General features: G+C 71.6%; 13 protein-coding genes. 6 read left to right on the top strand and 7 right to left on the bottom strand.

Going from position 1 to position 17,036, the window contains the following annotated elements; genetic code table 11:
• Position 1 precedes the first annotated feature (1 nt).
• From AB0H88_RS08385 to AB0H88_RS08365, 5 genes are all read right to left on the bottom strand, one after another.
• Positions 2–499, bottom strand: a complete 498-nt coding sequence (locus tag AB0H88_RS08385; RefSeq protein ID WP_357642613.1) for a (2Fe-2S)-binding protein — start codon at positions 497–499, stop codon at positions 2–4.
• Positions 496–1,419, bottom strand: coding sequence for an FAD binding domain-containing protein (locus AB0H88_RS08380; protein WP_357642612.1), 924 nt, complete (start codon positions 1,417–1,419; stop codon positions 496–498). Before AB0H88_RS08380 ends, AB0H88_RS08385 begins: the two co-directional genes overlap by 4 nt.
• Positions 1,416–2,786 (bottom strand): solute carrier family 23 protein, encoded by a 1,371-nt coding sequence (locus tag AB0H88_RS08375; protein ID WP_357642611.1) that lies wholly within the window; start codon positions 2,784–2,786, stop codon positions 1,416–1,418. Before AB0H88_RS08375 ends, AB0H88_RS08380 begins: the two co-directional genes overlap by 4 nt.
• Before the next feature lie 191 nt (positions 2,787–2,977).
• On the bottom strand, positions 2,978–3,181 hold the full coding sequence (locus AB0H88_RS08370; protein ID WP_357642610.1) for an RNA-binding S4 domain-containing protein: 204 nt from the start codon (positions 3,179–3,181) through the stop codon (positions 2,978–2,980).
• A gap of 11 nt (positions 3,182–3,192) precedes the next feature.
• Entirely contained in the window at positions 3,193–4,833 is a 1,641-nt protein-coding gene (locus AB0H88_RS08365; protein ID WP_357642609.1) for a PucR family transcriptional regulator ligand-binding domain-containing protein, read from the bottom strand.
• Positions 4,834–4,964: 131 nt separating this feature from the next.
• Here AB0H88_RS08365 and AB0H88_RS08360 point away from each other — a divergent pair, with 131 nt between their 5' ends.
• From AB0H88_RS08360 to AB0H88_RS08335, 6 genes are all read left to right on the top strand, one after another.
• Entirely contained in the window at positions 4,965–5,927 is a 963-nt protein-coding gene (locus AB0H88_RS08360) for a DUF2877 domain-containing protein (RefSeq protein WP_357642608.1), read from the top strand.
• Positions 5,924–7,273, top strand: a complete 1,350-nt coding sequence (locus AB0H88_RS08355) for an FdrA family protein (protein WP_357642607.1) — start codon at positions 5,924–5,926, stop codon at positions 7,271–7,273. The genes AB0H88_RS08360 and AB0H88_RS08355 overlap by 4 nt, the downstream gene beginning before the upstream one ends.
• Positions 7,270–8,652 carry a DUF1116 domain-containing protein gene (locus AB0H88_RS08350; RefSeq protein ID WP_357642606.1) on the top strand — a complete coding sequence of 461 codons (1,383 nt, stop codon included), beginning with the start codon at positions 7,270–7,272 and terminating at the stop codon, positions 8,650–8,652. The genes AB0H88_RS08355 and AB0H88_RS08350 overlap by 4 nt, the downstream gene beginning before the upstream one ends.
• A gap of 160 nt (positions 8,653–8,812) precedes the next feature.
• Complete coding sequence (locus AB0H88_RS08345; RefSeq protein WP_357642605.1) at positions 8,813–11,212, top strand: protein kinase; 2,400 nt, start codon at positions 8,813–8,815, stop codon at positions 11,210–11,212.
• Between the two features lie 119 nt (positions 11,213–11,331).
• Positions 11,332–12,147 (top strand): MOSC N-terminal beta barrel domain-containing protein, encoded by an 816-nt coding sequence (locus AB0H88_RS08340; RefSeq protein WP_357642604.1) that lies wholly within the window; start codon positions 11,332–11,334, stop codon positions 12,145–12,147.
• 284 nt (positions 12,148–12,431) lie between these two features.
• Positions 12,432–13,733 carry an MFS transporter gene (locus AB0H88_RS08335; RefSeq protein WP_357642603.1) on the top strand — a complete coding sequence of 434 codons (1,302 nt, stop codon included), beginning with the start codon at positions 12,432–12,434 and terminating at the stop codon, positions 13,731–13,733.
• Positions 13,734–13,818: 85 nt separating this feature from the next.
• Here AB0H88_RS08335 and AB0H88_RS08330 read toward each other — a convergent pair whose 3' ends face one another.
• Entirely contained in the window at positions 13,819–15,384 is a 1,566-nt protein-coding gene (locus AB0H88_RS08330) for a bifunctional 3'-5' exonuclease/DNA polymerase (protein WP_357642602.1), read from the bottom strand.
• Between the two features lie 21 nt (positions 15,385–15,405).
• Positions 15,406–16,893, bottom strand: coding sequence for a metallophosphoesterase (locus AB0H88_RS08325; RefSeq protein ID WP_357642601.1), 1,488 nt, complete (start codon positions 16,891–16,893; stop codon positions 15,406–15,408).
• Between the last annotated feature and the right edge of the window lie 143 nt (positions 16,894–17,036).

Here is a 17,036-nt window from a genome sequence, read left to right as displayed (position 1 = left end):
CCTAGGTCTCCTCGGCGATCAGCTCCGCCGCCCGGTGGACGGCCTTCACGATGTTCTGGTAGCCGGTGCAGCGGCACAGGTTGCCGGAGATGCCGTCGACCACCTCCTCGTCGGTGGGCGCCGGGTTGTCGCGCAGCAGCGCGGTCACCGTACAGAGGAAGCCCGGCGTGCAGAAGCCGCACTGCAGCCCGTGGCACTCCGCGAACGCCCGCTGCACCGCCGACATCCCGTCCGCCCCGGCCAGCCCCTCCACCGTGGTGATCTCGCTCCCGTCGACGGTCACCGCGAACGTCAGGCACGAGCGCACCGGCTCGCCGTCCAGCAGCACCGTGCAGCAGCCGCACACGCCGTGCTCGCACCCCACGTGCGTGCCGGTCAGCCCGAGGTCGTGGCGCAGGCAGTCGGACAGCAGCCGCCGGCCGGGCACCCGCACCCGTCGTGCGGTTCCGTTCACCACCAGCGTGATCTCGCGCTCGCGCTCCAATCCGGCCTCCCTCACGTACCTCCTGGGCTGCTACCCCACGGTCCCGCCGCCTCACGGGCCGGGTCCCTGAGAGCCGCCTCACGGGCCGCGTCCTTCAGCGCCTGCTCGGCGAGGACGCCGACCAGATGCAGCCGGTACGCGGCGCTCGCGTGGATGTCATCGTCCGGCTCGGCCTCTTCCCGTACGGCCCGCGCCACACCCGCCCAGTCGACGCTGGAGGCGGGACGGCGCTCGCACGGCCCGCCCACGTCCACGACCACCGGCACGGGACCGACGCTGACGCAGGCCACCCGGGCGGCGATGATGCGCAGGTCGTCGTCCAGTGTGACCACCGCGCACACTCCGGCCAGGGCGTAGTCGCCGTGCCTCCTGGCCACCTCACGGAAGGCCGTACCCGACCGTTCCGGCGGCGTCGGGAAATATGCGGAAACGGCGAGTTCGCCCGGCTGGACGGCCGACTCCATCGGCCCGACGAAGAAGTCGGCGGCCGTCACCTCCCGGCTCACCACGCCCTCGGCGGCCTCCAGCCGGGCCAGCCGTACCGACCCGCCGAGCAGCGCCAGCACGGCGGGCAGCTCTGCGGCCGGGTCGGCGTGCACCAGGCTGCCCACCACCGTGCCCCTGTTGCGGATCACCGGGTGGGCGACCAGCCGGAGCGCCTGCCGCAGCAGCGGATGCCCGGCCAGCCGCTCCACCTGGGCGTGCCTGGCCAGCGCGCCCACTGTGACGCCTTCGGGGGCGAGGTCGAGGGTGGCCAGCGACTCGACGCGGTTGATGTCGACCAGATGCTCGGGCGCCGCCAGCCGCATGTTGAGCATGGGGATCAGGCTCTGGCCGCCCGCGAGCACCTTGCCGCGCGGGCCCACCTCGGCGAGGACGTCCAGGGCCTCGCCGAGGTCGCGCGGCGCGTGGTGTTCGAAGGGCGGCGGCTTCACCCGGCCTCGCTCCCCCTGTCTGTGGCGGCCGCTTCGGCGGGCCGCCCGGCGATGACGCGCAGCAGGTGGTAGCCGCCCACCACGACGATCGTGCCGAACGCGATGCCCTCCAGCCGGAAGTCGCCGCTGATCAACTGCTTCACCGGTCCGATCGCCAGGATGATGCCCGCACCGATGGGGACCATGTTGACCGGGTCGGCGAAATCCACCCGGTTCTCGATCCAGATCTTGGCGCCGAGCAGGCCGATCATGCCGTACAGGATGACGGTCACGCCGCCCAGAACGCCTTCCGGAGTGGCGGAGACCAGCGCGCCGAACTTCGGGCTGAGCCCGAACAGGATGGCGATGAGGGCGGCGATGTAGTAGGCGGCGGTGGAGTAGACCTTGGTGGCGGCCATGACGCCGATGTTCTCGGCGTAGGTGGTGGTGGGCGAGCCGCCGACGGCGCTGGTGACCACGGTGGCCAGGCCGTCGGCGGCGATGGCGCGGCCGATGTACGGGTCGACGTCGGTACGCGTCATCTCTCCCACGGCCTTGACGTGACCGATGTTCTCCGCGATCAGCGCGATCACCGCGGGCAGCACGAGCAGCACGGCCGAGACCTTGAAGTCTGGCAGATGAAAAGGCGGCAGTCCGAACCATGGCGCCGCCTCCAGCTTGGAGAAGTCGACGCGCAGGTGCGGGGCGATCGTGAGCGCGCCGTCGGTGTAGGCGGGAACCTGGCCGAAGAGCCGGTCGGCCACCCAGGACAGCGCGTAGCCGACGATCAGGCCGAGCAGGATGCCGATGCGCCCGATGAAGCCCTTGAACGCCACCACGATCACGAACGTCACCAGCATCGTGATCAGCGCCATCCACTGGTCCTTGGGCCAGTAGACGTCCGCCACCACGTAGGCCAGCCCAAATCCGATCAGCATGACCACCGCGCCGGTGACGATCGGCGGGAAGATCCGGTGGATGATCTGCACACCGAGGAAGTGCACGGCCAGCCCGGCCAGCGCGAGCACGAACCCGACGACCAGGATCGCGCCGGTCACGATGGCATCGGCGCCAGGGGTGTCACCGCCGAACACCGCCCTGATGGCCAGCACACCGCCCACGAACGACGCGCTGGTGCCCAGGTAGCTGGGGATCTTGCCCTTCACGATCAGCAGGAACATGATCGTGGCCACGCCGGACATCATGATCGCGACATTGGGGCTGAGCCCCATCACCAGCGGGAACACGAACGTCGCGCCGAACATCGCGATCACATGCTGCGCGCCGAACCCGATCATGCGCGGCCAGGTCAGCCGCTCGTCGGGCTTGACGACCTCTCCGGGAGCCAGATGCTTGCCGTCGCCGTGTTTGGTCCAACCGAAAACCATGTGAGCCCCTCTTCACCCGGGCTGCCGCTTCCAGTGCCGCCCCGCAGGCTCCTTCCGCATCCCGCTCGAGATTCGTGCTGCCGTTGCGGGCACATTAGGCCCGTGGGCGTGCTCGTACACGGGCATGATCTGCCAAATTCGCTTTCCTGACCAGAGGAGTGGTCGCGCACTACCTTCGGAGGGTTCGGATTTCAGTGCACCTGGATCGAGAACCCTTCCCCCGTCACCACCTGCCCCGTCCGGATCTTGCAGGTCTTCCGGAGTTCCACCTCCCCGTCCACCGACACCAGCCCCTCGGCGATCAGGTGTTTGGCCATGCCGCCCGTCTCCGTGACCCCGCAGTACTTCAGCAGGTCACACAGCGGGATGAAGTCGGAGCGCAGTTCGAAGTCCACGACCACTCAGCCTAGATGCCCCGCATGCGCAGCACGTGCAGGGCCAGGGTCAGGTTGAGGCGCAGGTGGGGGTCGTCGGTGAAATTGCCGAGCAGGCGCTCCAGCTTGCCGATGCGGTAGCGCAGCGTGTTGTAGTGGAAGTGCAGCCGCCTGGCCGTCTCCGCCACGTTGAGGTTCGTCTCCAGGAGCACCTGCAGGGTCCTGCGCAGGTCGGAGTTCTCGGCGTCGTCGTCGAGGGCCAGCGGGCCCAGCGTCTCGCGGACGAACGCGTGCAGTTCCTCCGTGTCGTTCACCAGCGACAGCAGCCGATACACGCCCAGCTGGTCGAAGTGGGCCACCGCGCCGGGGCCATGGAGCTGGCGGCCGACGCGGGCCGCCTTCAGGGCCTGCGAGTACGCCTCGGGCAGCAGGTCAACGCCGGGCGACGGGCGGGAGGTGCCGGTCGAGAACGTGGCGGGCGGCACGTCGGCGAAGGCGGAGGCGGCGTCCTTGGCCACCCTGGCGGCGTCCACCGTGGCGTCCAGCACGGCCACCACCTCGTGCGAGAAGCCGGCGACCGCGCCCTGGGGGTCGTGGCGGCGCATCGCCGCGACCCAGCACGCGACCAGGCGGTCCTGGGTGGCGCGCTCGTCGCCGTCCGGGTCGAGTTCGGCGACCAGCACGGTGACGGGCCGCTCCAGATCCCAGCCGAACGCCCTGGCCCGCGCCGTGACGCGCTCGGCCGTGCCCGCCCGGCCGGTGAGCACGTCACGCAGGAAGTCGGCCCGGTACTTGCTCTCGACGGCGTTGACCGCCTCCTGCCTGGTGACGACGAGCGCGGCGACGGTCGCGGCCCGCTCGAGGATGCCGACATCGCTGTCACGGAGCGTCCCGGCCGGGCTGTAGGCGACGATGCGGCCGTGGTGGTGGCCGCCCGCGAGGACGGGCACGGAGGCGAACGCGCGCGTACGGCCCGCCGTACCGGAAGCGGGTCTGCCGGAAGGAGTGCGGCCCGAGGCGGGGACGAGTGGCGGTCCCTCGTGCGCGATCGACTCCCACAGGAGGGTCACGTGGTCGGCCGGCCCCGCCGTGGCGAGCACCCGCCCGCCGCCGTCCACCGCCGCCACCGCCACGTCGAGCAGCGCGGCCACCTCGGCGGTCACCTCGTCCAGCCCGCCGCCGGCCAGCACCACCTGGACCAGCGCCCGGTGCGCCTCCTCGGCGCGGGCGAGCACGGCGGCCTGGCGGTTGAGGATGTCGGTCAGCACCTGGTTCAGGATGTCGTCGAAGCCGACGTCGTTGGGCAGCAGGATGAGCGGGAACCCGAGCCGGTCGGCCTGCTCGACCATCTCGTCGGGCAGCTTGTCCACGTACCTGCCGAGCTTGATCGCCAGGGCCGCCAGCTTGCGCTCGTCGAGGTCGGCGACCAGGCGGCCGAGCGACTGGGGAGTGTTGCGCAGCGGGTAGCCGGTGGTCAGCAGCAACTCGTGCGGCTTGACCCAGGCCAGGATGTCCGGCACCTCCATGACGTTGAGGCGCTGCACGATGCGGCCCAGCCCGCTCTCCCCCGCGATGAGGCGGGCCTCCGCGAGGGTCGATACGCCGAGCACCTCCCCCACCGAGACGCCGTGGGTGATCGTTCCCGTGCTGGCGAGACGGACTGGGGGCTCCATGTGGAGATTGTGACCCTAGAAGCGGTCTGTCAGGAAGAGCCAACCTTCACGCTGACTCTTGGCAAATTTCTCCGTACGGACGGTTGTGCGGCACGTTCTACGGTCAGGTCCAGAGCCGGTAGGGAGGTTCGGTGACCGTCGGTATTCATGCGAGGCGCCCGCGTACCCATGTGACAGGAGCGGCCAGCGCGGCGGTACGCCCTGTGCTGGAGGCGCCGCGCAGCCCCGCGCGGGTGCTGGCTGTCTTCCCCGCCGGGGTGTATCTGGAGGTCAGGACCGAGCTGGAGCCGTCCGTGCTGGCCGTCATCACGGGCGCGGCGACGCGGCTGCCCAACTCCGTGCTGCTGGCCGCCGAGCTGCCGCGCGTCACCGTGGGTGACGAGGCCGCCGTGGGCGACGGTTCGATCGAGCTGGGGCGGCTGAGTGTGCGGGCGCGCCGCTGGTGGGATCCCGCCCCGCCGCTCGGCCGGGTCGATCCCGTACGGCTCAGGCAGGCCGCCCCTCGCCTGACCCCCGGCGAGCCGGGACTGGCGGGCAACGACGCCATCGAGCTCCTGGCGGCCGGCTGCGCGAGCGGCCGCTTGCTGGACGCGGTGACGGCGGCCGAGCGGCTGGTCGGCCTCGGTCCCGGGCTGACGCCGAGCGGGGACGACGTGCTGGCCGGGCTGCTGGTGACGCTCAGGCACCTCGGCGCGGCGGCCGGGGCGGAGCGGGCGGTGTGGCTGGCGGACTGGCTGGCCGCGACCGTGACGTACGACGCCCGCACCCGTACGACGCCGATCTCGGCGACCCTCCTGCACTGCGCGGCCAGAGGCGAGGCCGGCCCCGAGGTGATCGCCGTGCTGCGCGGCATCGCCGGGCGGCAGGAGCTCGAACCGGCGCGGCGGCAGCTGCGGCGGCTCGGCCACACCTCCGGCTCCGACCTGCTCCAGGGCATCTCCATCGGCCTCGCCGCCGTCCTGGCCATGACAGAGGCCCCGAGCCCGGACCAGGCCCCAGAGGCCCCGAGCCCGGACCAGGCCCCAGAGGTCCCGAGCCCGGACCAGGCCCCAGAGGTCCCGAGCCCGGACCAGGCCCTGAGCGTGACCGGGTGACCCGCGACGCGGTGCTGCTGCGCAAGGGCGTCTACCACGACTCCGTCACCCTCATGCGGGTGAGCCGCTCGCTGTCGGACCTGCCCGGCATGCACGTGGCCATCGTCGCCATGGCCACGGAACTGAACCTCGCCCTGGCCCGCGACCTGGGCTTCGACCTGCCCTCCGCCGACCCGGGCGACCTGCTCGTGGCCCTGCGCGGCGACAGCGTGGACACCGCCACCGGCGAGCTCGACCACGCCCTGGCCCGGCTGTCCGCCTCCCGGAGCCAGTCGGCCGCCGACCAACCCCCGCTCACCACCCTCTCAGCCGCCAGGAGCCCGGCCGACCTGGTGCTCGTGTCGGTTCCGGGAGAGCACGCGTTCTGCGAGGCGCTCGACGCGGTCCACGCGGGACTGCCTGTGATGATCTTCAGCGACGGCGTGCCGGTCGCCCAGGAGCGGCGGCTCAAGCTGCTGGCCGAGGAGCGCGACGTACTGGTCATGGGCCCAGACTGCGGCACCGCCGTGATCGCCGGGGTGGGGCTGGGCTTCGCCAACGTGCTCAGTCCGGGCCCGATCGGCGTCGTCGCGGCCTCCGGCACCGGCGCACAGCAGGTGACGTCCCTGCTCGACCAGGCGGGCGCGGGGGTCAGCCATGTTCTCGGCGTGGGGGGCAGGGACCTGTCGGCGGAGGTGGGCGGGCTGTCGGCGATGCGGGCGCTGCGCATGCTGGACGACGACCCCGCCACCGAGCTGATCGTGCTGGTCTCCAAGCCGCCCGACCCGGCGGTGGCGCGGGCCGTACAGGAGGTGGTGGAGAGGCTGGGCACGCCGGTCGTCTCAGCGCTGCTCGGGGAGCGCGATCTGACGGCGGCCGCGGAGGAGGCGCTGCGTGCTCTCGGCAGGTCCGTTCCCGCCTGGGAGTCCTGGCCCGGCTGGTCGCCCACATCGTCGTACACGAAGCTCAAGGGCGTCTACTCCGGCGGCACGCTGTGCGCCGAGGCGCGCCTGATCGCCGGGGCGGGCGAGTTCACCGACTACGGCGACGACGCCTACACCAGAGGCCGCGCCCATCCGATGATCGACCCGACGCTCCGCCTGGAGGCCCTGGCCCAGGTGGAGCCGGGCGACGTGATCCTCATGGACGTCGTGCTCGGCCACGGCGCCGACCCAGACCCGGCCGCCTCCCTCGCCTCGGCCGTCGCCCACGCCACCCACCACGGCGCCACCGTCGTCGTCGCGCTCATCGGCACCGAGGGCGACCCTCAGGGCCTGCACCGGCAGGCCGCGGCGTTCCGCGAGGCGGGCGCCACCGTCTTCACCTCCAACGCCCAAGCCGCCCGGCACGCCAGGAACCTCCTTTGACTCTGCTCTCCGGTCCACCCCACGTGATCACCGTCGGCGCCGGCCTCCTTCAGGAGTCGCTCGACGCGCAGGCCGTGCCGACGACCGCCGTCGCATGGCGGCCGCCCCTGCCCGGCACCGCGGACGCGCTCGCGCGGGTGCTCGCCGACCCGCGCCTGCCCGCGGCCAACGAACGGGCCGTCGGCCGCCTGACCTCGGCCCGCCCCCAGCTCGTCGGGGTACGGCGGGCCTCGGAGGTGCTCGACCTGCCGGAGCGGATGTTCCTGCACGCGGGTCCGCCCATCGACTGGGAGCGCGCGTCGGGCCCGATGCGCGGCGCGCTGATCGGCGCGATGCTGCTCGAGGAGTACGCCCGCGACGTGCCGGCGGCCGAGGAGCAGCTGGCCTCCGGCCGGGTACGCCTGGAGCCCTGCCATCGGCACGCCACGGTCGGCCCGATGGCGGGTGTGGTGAGCCCGTCGATGTGGATGCTGGAGGTACGCGACGCCGAGCACGGCGGCACGGCGTACTGCTCGCTCAACGAGGGCCTGGGCAAGGTGCTGCGCTATGGCGCCTACGGGCCCGAGGTGCTGGAGCGGCTGCGGTGGATGGACCGGGTGCTGGGGCCCGTCCTGTCGGCCGCGATCGAACTGGGCGGCGCGATCGACCTGCGCGCGATGATCGCGCAGGCGCTGCAGATGGGCGACGAGCTGCACAACCGCAACCGCGCGGCCACCTCGCTGTTCCTGCGCGAGCTGGCCCCCTGGGTGGTCGAGGCCGCGGCCGGCAGGGCCGCCGAGGTGCTGCGCTTCGTCAACGGCAACGACCACTTCTTCCTGAACGCCGCCATGGCCGCGGGCAAGGTGAGCACTGACGCGGCCAGGAACGTGCCCGGCTCCTCGATGGTCGTCGCCATGGCCCGCAACGGCACCGATTTCGGGGTACAGGTCTCCGGGCTGGGCGATCGGTGGTTCACCGGGCCGGCGGGCGTGCCGGACGGGCTCTACCTCGGCGCGTACGGCCCGGCGGACGCCAACCCGGACATCGGCGACTCCACGATCACCGAGACGTCGGGCCTGGGCGGGTTCGCGATGGCGGCCTCCCCGGCCATCGTGCGGTTCGTCGGCGGCGAGGTGGCGGACGCGGTGGCGGCGACCCGGTCCATGTACGAGATCACGCTGGCCGAGCATCCCGCCTACCAGATCCCGGGGCTCGGCTTCCGCGGCACGCCGGTCGGCATCGACATCACCCTGGTGGCCAGGACCGGCGTGTTGCCCGTCGTCAACACCGGTATCGCGGGCCGCGTGGCGGGCACCGGCCAGGTCGGTGCGGGCCTGGTGAAGCCCCCGGTAGAGGCATTTACCGCCGCATTGCTCGCCTTGGCCGACAACCGTAAGTGATCCATTTGATACTCGATATTGCGGCACGTCAAGGCGTTTGTAAGAACCGAGTTGTGGTTCCCTTGGGAATGACCTGCCTATATCGTGGCCAACGCTCATAATCTTGACGTATGGCGGCGCGACGCTTGTGACCGATGAGGCTGGAGATTGGGGCGGGAACATGGCAGCCGACCGCTTGCTCAGCGGGCCCGGTGCGGAGGGAAACGCTTCACAGAGCCAGGGTCGTTTGATCGGCAGGCGCTACCGGTTGATGTCACCGGTCGGCCGCGGCGGCATGGGGATGGTGTGGCACGCGCATGACGTGCTGCTCGCTCGCGACGTGGCGGTCAAGGAGCTGATCCTGCCGTACGGACTCGACCACGCGGGCAAGCAGGTGGCCCACCGGCGCATGCTGCGCGAGGCCAGATCCGCCGCGCGACTGACGCACCCCGGCATCGTGACCGTGCACGACGTGGTCGAGGAAGACGGCCGGCCGTGGATCGTCATGGAACTGGTCCGGGCGTGGTCCCTGGAGCAGGCTGTCCGGCAGAGCGGACCCCTTCCGGTGATCCAGGCCGCCGAGATCGGCATCCGCGTGCTCGACGCGGTCCGGCACGCGCACGCGGCCGGGATCCTGCACCGTGACATCAAACCGGGCAACGTCCTGCTCACCTCCGACCGCGTGGTGCTGACCGACTTCGGCATCGCCGCGATCGAGGGCGACGTCACGATCACGCAGACCGGGCTGCTCATGGGCTCGCCCGCCTACATCCCGCCGGAGCGGCTGTCCGGGCAATCGATCACCCAGGCGGCCGACCTGTGGTCGTTCGGGGCGACGATGTACGCGGCGGTGGAGGGGCGCCCGCCGTACGAGGGGCCGGACCCGATCGCGGTGCTGGGCGCGGTCCTCACGCAGGACCCGGTCACGCCGCAGCGGGCGGGCGCGCTGGCGCCGGTGATCGAGGGCCTGCTGCGCAAGAACCCGACCGAGCGTCTCACCGCCGAGCAGGTCGGCGAGATGCTGGAGCGGATCCTGCACGCCCACGGCTCGACCCGCCCGCGACCCGCCGAGACCTCGCGGTCCCTGCCCACGCAGGCGGACTCGACGCCCGCCGGGTTGCTGCCGCCGTTCGACTCGCTGTCCGGGCCGCTGCCGTCGCGGATCGTGGAGACACCCTCGGGGCCGGTACGCGTCCCGTACGACCCGCTGAACAGCCCGTCGGGCGGGTACTCCATGCCCTACGAGGGGATGTCGAGCCCGTCGGGCAGCCACAGCACGGACGCGCTGCCCTCACTGCCCTCACTGCCTCGGGCGGACGGGTTCGAGGCGTTCACCAGCCCGTCGGGGTCACACCGGACACCGGAGGCCGGGGAGCGCCCGCCGACGGGCCCGCACCCGTCGTTGAGCGACTCGGCCGGACCGCCCTTGGTACGCCCCCTTCCGGGCAGCTACCCGTCAGGCAGCTTCCCGGCGAGTGGGCCGCCGTCGTCCCCGGGCTTCCCAGCAGGTGGGCCACCGTCGTCGCCAGGCTTCCCGGCCGGCGGGCCCCCGTCGTCGCCAGGCTTCCCAGCGGGTGGGCCCCCGTCGTCGCCGGGCTTCCCAGCGGGTGGGCCACCATCGTCTCCGGGCTTCCCGTCCAGCGGGCCGCTCGGTGCGCCGCCGTCGTTCGGCGGGCCGTCGGGATCGCACCGGGCATCTGACAGCGGGGCGTTCGGGAGCCCTTCGGGGCCGCGCCGGATCCCGGAATCGCGTGCGGGCTCCCCGAGCCCGTCGGGCCCGCAGCCGATCCTGCCCCTGACCAGCGACAGCCGCGCCACCCCCTGGCCGCTGGCCTCGCCGGACCACCTGCGCGACCAGGCCATCGACCTGTCGCGCGACCTGACCCACGACCGCCTCACCAAGCTGCCCAGTGCCACCTCGGAGCGCCTGACCAAGAGCAGGCGCAGGCTCGAGGACGACGATGAGGGCGGCTGGCTCCGCGACGGCCGCCCCACCCCGCGCCTGATCGTCACGGCCATCGCGGCCATCGGCGCGATGGTGGCCGTCGTCCTGTACGTCCGCACGGGCACCGCACCCGCGCCGGTGCCAAGCATGGCGCCCACCGTCGAGGAGTCGTCGGCACCCGCCGCCGATCCCCTGACGGCGACCGTGCCCAAGGGCTTCAGCGAGCAGACCCCGCCCGGCTTCTCCGCCGCCGTCCCCGACGGCTGGAAGCTGACCGCGTCAGGCGGCGACGCCACCTTCACCGGGCCCAAGGACTCCGGCATGACGGCCCGCGTCGAGCAGACGACCCCGCAACAGGACGGGGGCCTGTCGGAACTGACCCGCGAGGAGGCGGCCGGCCGCGTCGACGGCTACATCCAGGTCCAGCTCCAGGCGACGCGGTATCGCGACTGGAAGGCCGCCGACTGGGAGTACACCTACACCCTGGCCAACGGCGTCCCCATGCACGCGCTGACCCGTTTCGTCACGATCGACGACACCAACGCGTACAAGATCACCTTCAACATGCCCGAACTCAAGTGGGACGACCAGGCCGAAACCCGCAAGGTCTTCTTCGACACCTTCCGCCAGACGTGACCACCTGGCCGCCTCGCGCTCAGCGGACCGTGGCGGCCGGTACGATGCGGGGCCGGACAGGGCTGACACGCGTTCGACGCCCCGATCGCCGCCAGATGGGTGTGGGGTACGGTCGCCGCATGAAGTTGGCGAGCATCCACATCTATCCCGTCAAATCGACAACCGGGCACGAGGTACCGGCGGCCGAGGTGCAGCCCTGGGGCCTGGCCGGTGACCGGCGCTACCTCATCGTCGACGAGCACGGCGAGATGCTGACCGCCCGCGAGCTTCCCCGGCTGCTGATGTGCCTACCGGAGCCGGACGGCGAGACGCTCAAGCTCACCGGCCCGCACGCACCGCCGCTGCGGGTCACTCCCACTTCCGGCCGTTCGGCGATCACCATGCGGAAGACGTCGATAGAGCTGACCGACTGCGGCGACGACGCGGCCGCGTGGCTGAGCGCGCTGATCGACCGCCCCGTCCGGCTGGCCTGGCAGGACGACCCCACCTGCCGTCCCGTCGATCCCGAGTACGGCCGGCCGGACGACCGGGTCAGCCTGGCCGACGCCTATCCGCTGCTGCTCACCTCCACGGCTTCGCTGGCCCGGCTCAACGACTGGATCGCGGAGACGGCGGTCGAGTACGGCGAGGAGCCGCCCGCGCCGCTGCCCATGGGCAGGTTCCGGCCGAACGTGGTCGTGGACGGCGTACCGGCCGCCTTCGCCGAGGACGGATGGCGGCGCGTCCGCATCGGCGACACGGAGTTCCGGGTGGTCAAGGGCTGTGACCGATGCGTGCTGACCACAGTGGACGCCGCCACCTACACCAAGGGCAAGGAGCCCATCCGCACCCTGGCCAGGCACCGCAGGTGGGACGGCAAGGTCTGGTTCGGCATGAACCTCATCCCGGAGGCCCCTGGCCGGATCACACAGGGGGATCCGGTGACGATCCTCTGAACCGGACGGCGAACCTCTCAACCGGTGACGGTCCTCTCAACCGGTGACGGTCCTCTCAACCGGTGACGGTCCTCTCAACCGGTGACGGTCCTCTCAACCGGTGACGGTCCTCTGAACCGGGCGGCCGACCTTTGAGCCGGGCGGCGAATCTCCGAGTCGGGCGCGGCGAAGAACTCCGCCTCACCCGGACAAGCACCCGAAAGCAGCCATAAGTAGTTGAATAACGCTGCGTGGGGCGATTTGGGCCTTTGGGGGGATCTCATGGGCTATGCGAGACTTCACAAGTGACCAGCGCCCCTATAAAGCCCGACATTTCATCCCCTGACCGGATCCGGGCCGTCCAGCGGCGCACTCTCGTGATCCTGTCCGCCGCGCAAATAGTGGGCGGCGTAGGCGTCGCCGTCGGCCTGGCCCTGAGTTCCGTCGTCGTCGACGAGCTCTCCGGATCCACCGTGATCAGCGGCTTCGCGGGCACCGCGACCGTACTCGGCGCGGCCCTCCTGGCCCTGCCGACCGCCAAGGCGTCCGGCAGGGGCGGCCGGCGGACGGGCCTGACGCTGGCGTACGTGGCCGCGCTGGCGGGCTGCGCGCTGTCCGTCGGCGCCATCAGCCTCGGCAACTGGCCGCTGCTGCTGGTCGGGCTGGTCCTGGTGGGCGGCGGCAGCGCGGGCAACCTGGCGGCCCGCTACTCGGCGACCGATCTGTCACCGCCGGGACACGCCGCCAGGCACCTGTCGCTGGTCGTCTGGGCGGCCACCATCGGCTCCGTCGCCGGCCCGAACCTGGCCAAGCCCGCCGACCAGATCGGCATGAGCGTGGGCCTCGGGGAGAAGGCCGGGCCGTTCGCGTTCGCGGCGCTGGCGTTCGCGCTGGCGCTGCTCGTCATCCTGGTGGGCCTGCGCCCGGACCCGCTCAAACTGGCTCGCCGGCTGAACGGCACGCAACCCCCCGCCGCCGGCCAGAACCGGACGATCAGGAACGCCTGGACGACTCTGCGCACCACCCCCATGGCCCGCAAGGCTCTGGTCATGATCGCGGTCAGCCACACCGCGATGGTGTCGGTCATGTCGATGACCCCGGTCAAACTCCACCACGACGGCTCGAACCTCGACGTCATCGGCCTGGTGATCAGCCTGCACATCGCCGGAATGTACGTCATGTCGCCGGTGGTGGGCTGGCTGGCCGACAAGGCGGGCAAGGTGCCGGTGCTGCTGCTCGGCATGGCGCTGCTGCTCAGCGCCGCCGTTCTGGCGGGTACGGCCGGGCACCGCGTCTGGCAGGTGACCACCGCTCTGGTGCTGCTCGGCCTCGGCTGGTCGTGCGGCCTGGTGGCGGGGTCGGCGCTGGTCAGCGAGTCGGTCCCGGTCGGCAGCCGGCCCGCCGTGCAGGGCCTGTCCGACCTGCTGATGAACGTGTGCGGCGCCACCGGCACGATCATCGCGGGCGCGATCGTGGGCGGGCTGTCGTACGGGGTGCTCGGGCTGGTGGTGGGGCTGATGGTGACACTCGCCGGAATCTGGCTGGCGATCACCTGGCGCCACGTGAACAGCGGCCCGCTGACACCCGCCGAATCAGCCGCCACCTGACGCCCCGCGAAATCAGCCGCCACCGACGTCCGAGTCAGCCCCCGCCGACGTCCGGACGGTCAGCCGCCACCGGACGCCGGCGGAGTCACTTCGCGTCGGCATAGCAGGAGACCGCGACCGCCTCCATCGGGAACCGCACCGGCGTCCCCCCGAACAGCAGGCGGCTGGCCTCCGCGGCCGACTCCGTCACCGCGGCCATCACCTCTTCGGCCTGGTCGAGCGGGCAGTGCACCATGATCTCGTCGTGCTGGAAGAACACCAGTCTGGCCGGGCCGGACAACCGCCCCCGCAGCACCGCCATCAGCACCAGCGCCCACTCGGCGGCGGTGGCCTGGACGACGAAGTTGCGGGTGAACCGCCCCCGGTCCCGGATCGCCCTGCTCCCCTCGGGCCCCGACACGAGGGACTTCCACCCCTCGGACGGCGGCGGGCTGGTGCGGCCGAGCCAGGAGCGCACCAGCCGCCCCTCCTCTCCCGCCTTGGCCGCGTCCTCGACGAACTGGTAGGCCTTGGGGAAGCGCTGCCGCATCACCGCCAGCAGCTTGGACGCGTCACCGCTGGTGCCGCCGTACATGGCGGACAGCATCGCGATCTTCGCGTTGGCGCGCTCGCCGCCGAACGACTTGGCCAGCGCCGAGTACAGGTCGATCTCGCCCGCCGCCCGCGCCAGCCCCCCGTCGGCGGCCATCGCGGCCAGCACCCGCGGCTCCAGCTGGGCGGCGTCGGCCACGATCAGCGTCCAGCCGTCGTCGGCGACCACCACACGGCGCATCACCTTGGGGATCTGCAGCGCGCCGCCACCGTCGGTGGCCCACCGCCCCGACACCACGCCGGCCACCACGTATTCGGCACGGAAGCGCCCGTCGCGCACCCACTGGTCGGCCCAGACCCATCCGTGGAAGCTGTACAGCCTGGCCAGCTCCTTGTAGGCGAGCAGAGGCGCGATCGCCGGGTGGTCGAGCTGCTTGAGCTCCCACGACCGGGTGGTCTTGAGCGCGACGCCCGCCCCTTTGAACGCCTTGATCAGCTGCTGCACCGAATCGGGATTGACCGGATGCCCGAACGCCGCCGACACCTCGTCGGCCAGCGCCTGGAGCTTGGCCGGTCGCATGCCGTGCACCGGGCGCGGGCCGAGCAGCTCGGTGAGCAGGGCGTCGTGTACGTCCCGGCGCCACGGCATGCCGTCGTGGCCCATCTCGGCGGCGATCAGCGCGCCCGCCGACTCGGCCGCCACCAGCAGCCGGAACCGGCCCGGCTCCGGCAGCGCCTCGATCCGGCGCAACTGGTCGGCCAGCACCTCCGCCACCGCCTCAGCGCCGAGCGGCTCGGGGGCGAACAGGGTGTCGGGCACGCTGGGCCGATCGTCGGGCACCGGCAGGCCGTGCAACCTGGCGTGGGCGGCCTTGGCCGAGCGCGGCTGACCGTATCGTCCCTCGTACGCGAGCAGCAGCCCCTCGGTGAGCGTCAGGTCGTGGCAGCGCGACACCCGCACGCCCTTGGACAGCAGGGACGGATAGATCTCGCGGGCGTCCGCCCAGACCCAGCGCGGCCGCTCGGCTTCGAGCTCACCCACGGCCCGCGCCAGGTCGTCGACCCGGCGAGCCGGACCACCGACCGGCAGGATCGTCCCGTCTGTCACCACTACGTGCACGCCGTCCAGAGTGCCAGGTGACTACGACAAACTGATGTGCACCTCGTCCTCCATCGGCGGATCCACCTCCTGCGGCAGGCAGCCGGTGGCGGCGAAGCAGCGCACCGTGAGCAGGTCGGGCGTGACCGAAAGATGCAGGAACTGCTTGAAGAACGGTGGTGTGTCCCAGTCGGACAGCTCGGAGAGGTAGCGGTGGAAGACCGTGCCCACGGGCAGCCGGAGCGGCATCGGCCAGGCCCCGAGCAGCCGGGCCGCCCACCTCATCCGCCGAGTGATCTTGACGGGGTTCTCGATGGGGCGTACCGGGGTGTTCTTGATCTGGTCCGCCATGATGCAGGCGGCCTCGGCCGGGGTGAGGTAGATCCACTTCATCCGGAGCCGCTTGGCGTAGAGCTGGCTGTAGAAGGACAGCGAGTCGCCGCGCAGGGGGTAGCACTTGAAGTCGTCCTCGTGCACGCCCGCCACGTCCACCCGGCGGGTGGTGTGGGTGGCGTGCATGAACGCGCCCCCGCCCCCGGAGACGATGTACTGGATCACCCGGTCGCCCACCCTGACGGGATAACGCTGGTAGTTGTGCACGTCGCCGCCGATGGCGGCCACGTAGCGGTGTTCTGGGGCGCGGATGATGTCGTCGATCGTGCCGCCGCCCTCCAGCGGGGACGGCTTGTAGTCGTTGCGCGTGTAGATCGGCTTGCCGGTGACCAGGATCTTCGGGCGTGGGTCCAGGGAGGTGCGCCGCAGCCATGCGGTCTGCTGGGCGTCGATCTCCCCCTGGATGCCGGTGTCGACGCCCACGATGAGCAGACTGGGGGTCTCGATCGCCCAGTACGGTCCCGGCTGCGCGGCCCGCTGTGCCGGACGCTCCCTGAAGGTGCGGGCCTCGGCCAGCAGCCGCTCGTCGATCGTCTCCGACCTGCGCCAGAGCAGGCCGCGTAACCCGGCATCCCGCTTGGGCGCGAGTGCCGGGGCGTCGCAGAACACGCGCATGAAACCGCCTAGCCCGTCGTACCAGTCGTGGTTGCCGGGGATCGCGTAGATCGGCGCGTCATAGTCCTTGTACGGGCGGAAGAACTTGTTCTCGTACTCGTTGCCGGACCCGGCCGGATAGAGCACGTCGCTGGCGATGACCGCGAAGGAGGTGTCTTCGCCCACCTTGAGCAGGCCGGGCACGACCGCGTACTGGGAGGCGTCGCCCTCGCCGGTGTCGCCGAGCAGCAGGAAGCTGAAGCTCTCCCCCACCTCCGGCTTGACGCGGAAGTCCGGGTCGGCGCCACGGGCCTCCTGCTCGGCGACCCACCTGCGGCGCACCCGCCCGGACGGGTCGCCGAAGAGCCCGGCGACGATCTGGTTGCGCGAGTGCCACAGCGTGCGCGGGCTGAACCAGGTGAACCCCTTGTGGTCGGGTCTCAGGTCGTTGAACGTGCCGATCCGCTGACAGGCCCACCCCGCGCCTTCCTCCGACACCCGGGAGGAGAGCTGCTTTCCACGCTCGGCCGCGACTTCCACCATGACTCCATCTTTACGCGATCTTCCCGAAGCCGCACCCCCTTCCAGAAGCGCGTCCGAACGCAGCGTGCCGTTGAGAACACATTCGGTTCGCGATGGTGTAGCCTCACGCCCCAAGCAAGCGGTTCGTCGCCGCGAGGGGGGCT

The organism is Nonomuraea sp. NPDC050680 (genome assembly GCF_040654555.1).
GTDB lineage: Bacteria > Actinomycetota > Actinomycetes > Streptosporangiales > Streptosporangiaceae > Nonomuraea.
The sequence above is the reverse complement of the archived record's forward strand: the minus strand, read 5'-3'. Positions and strand labels throughout refer to the sequence as shown.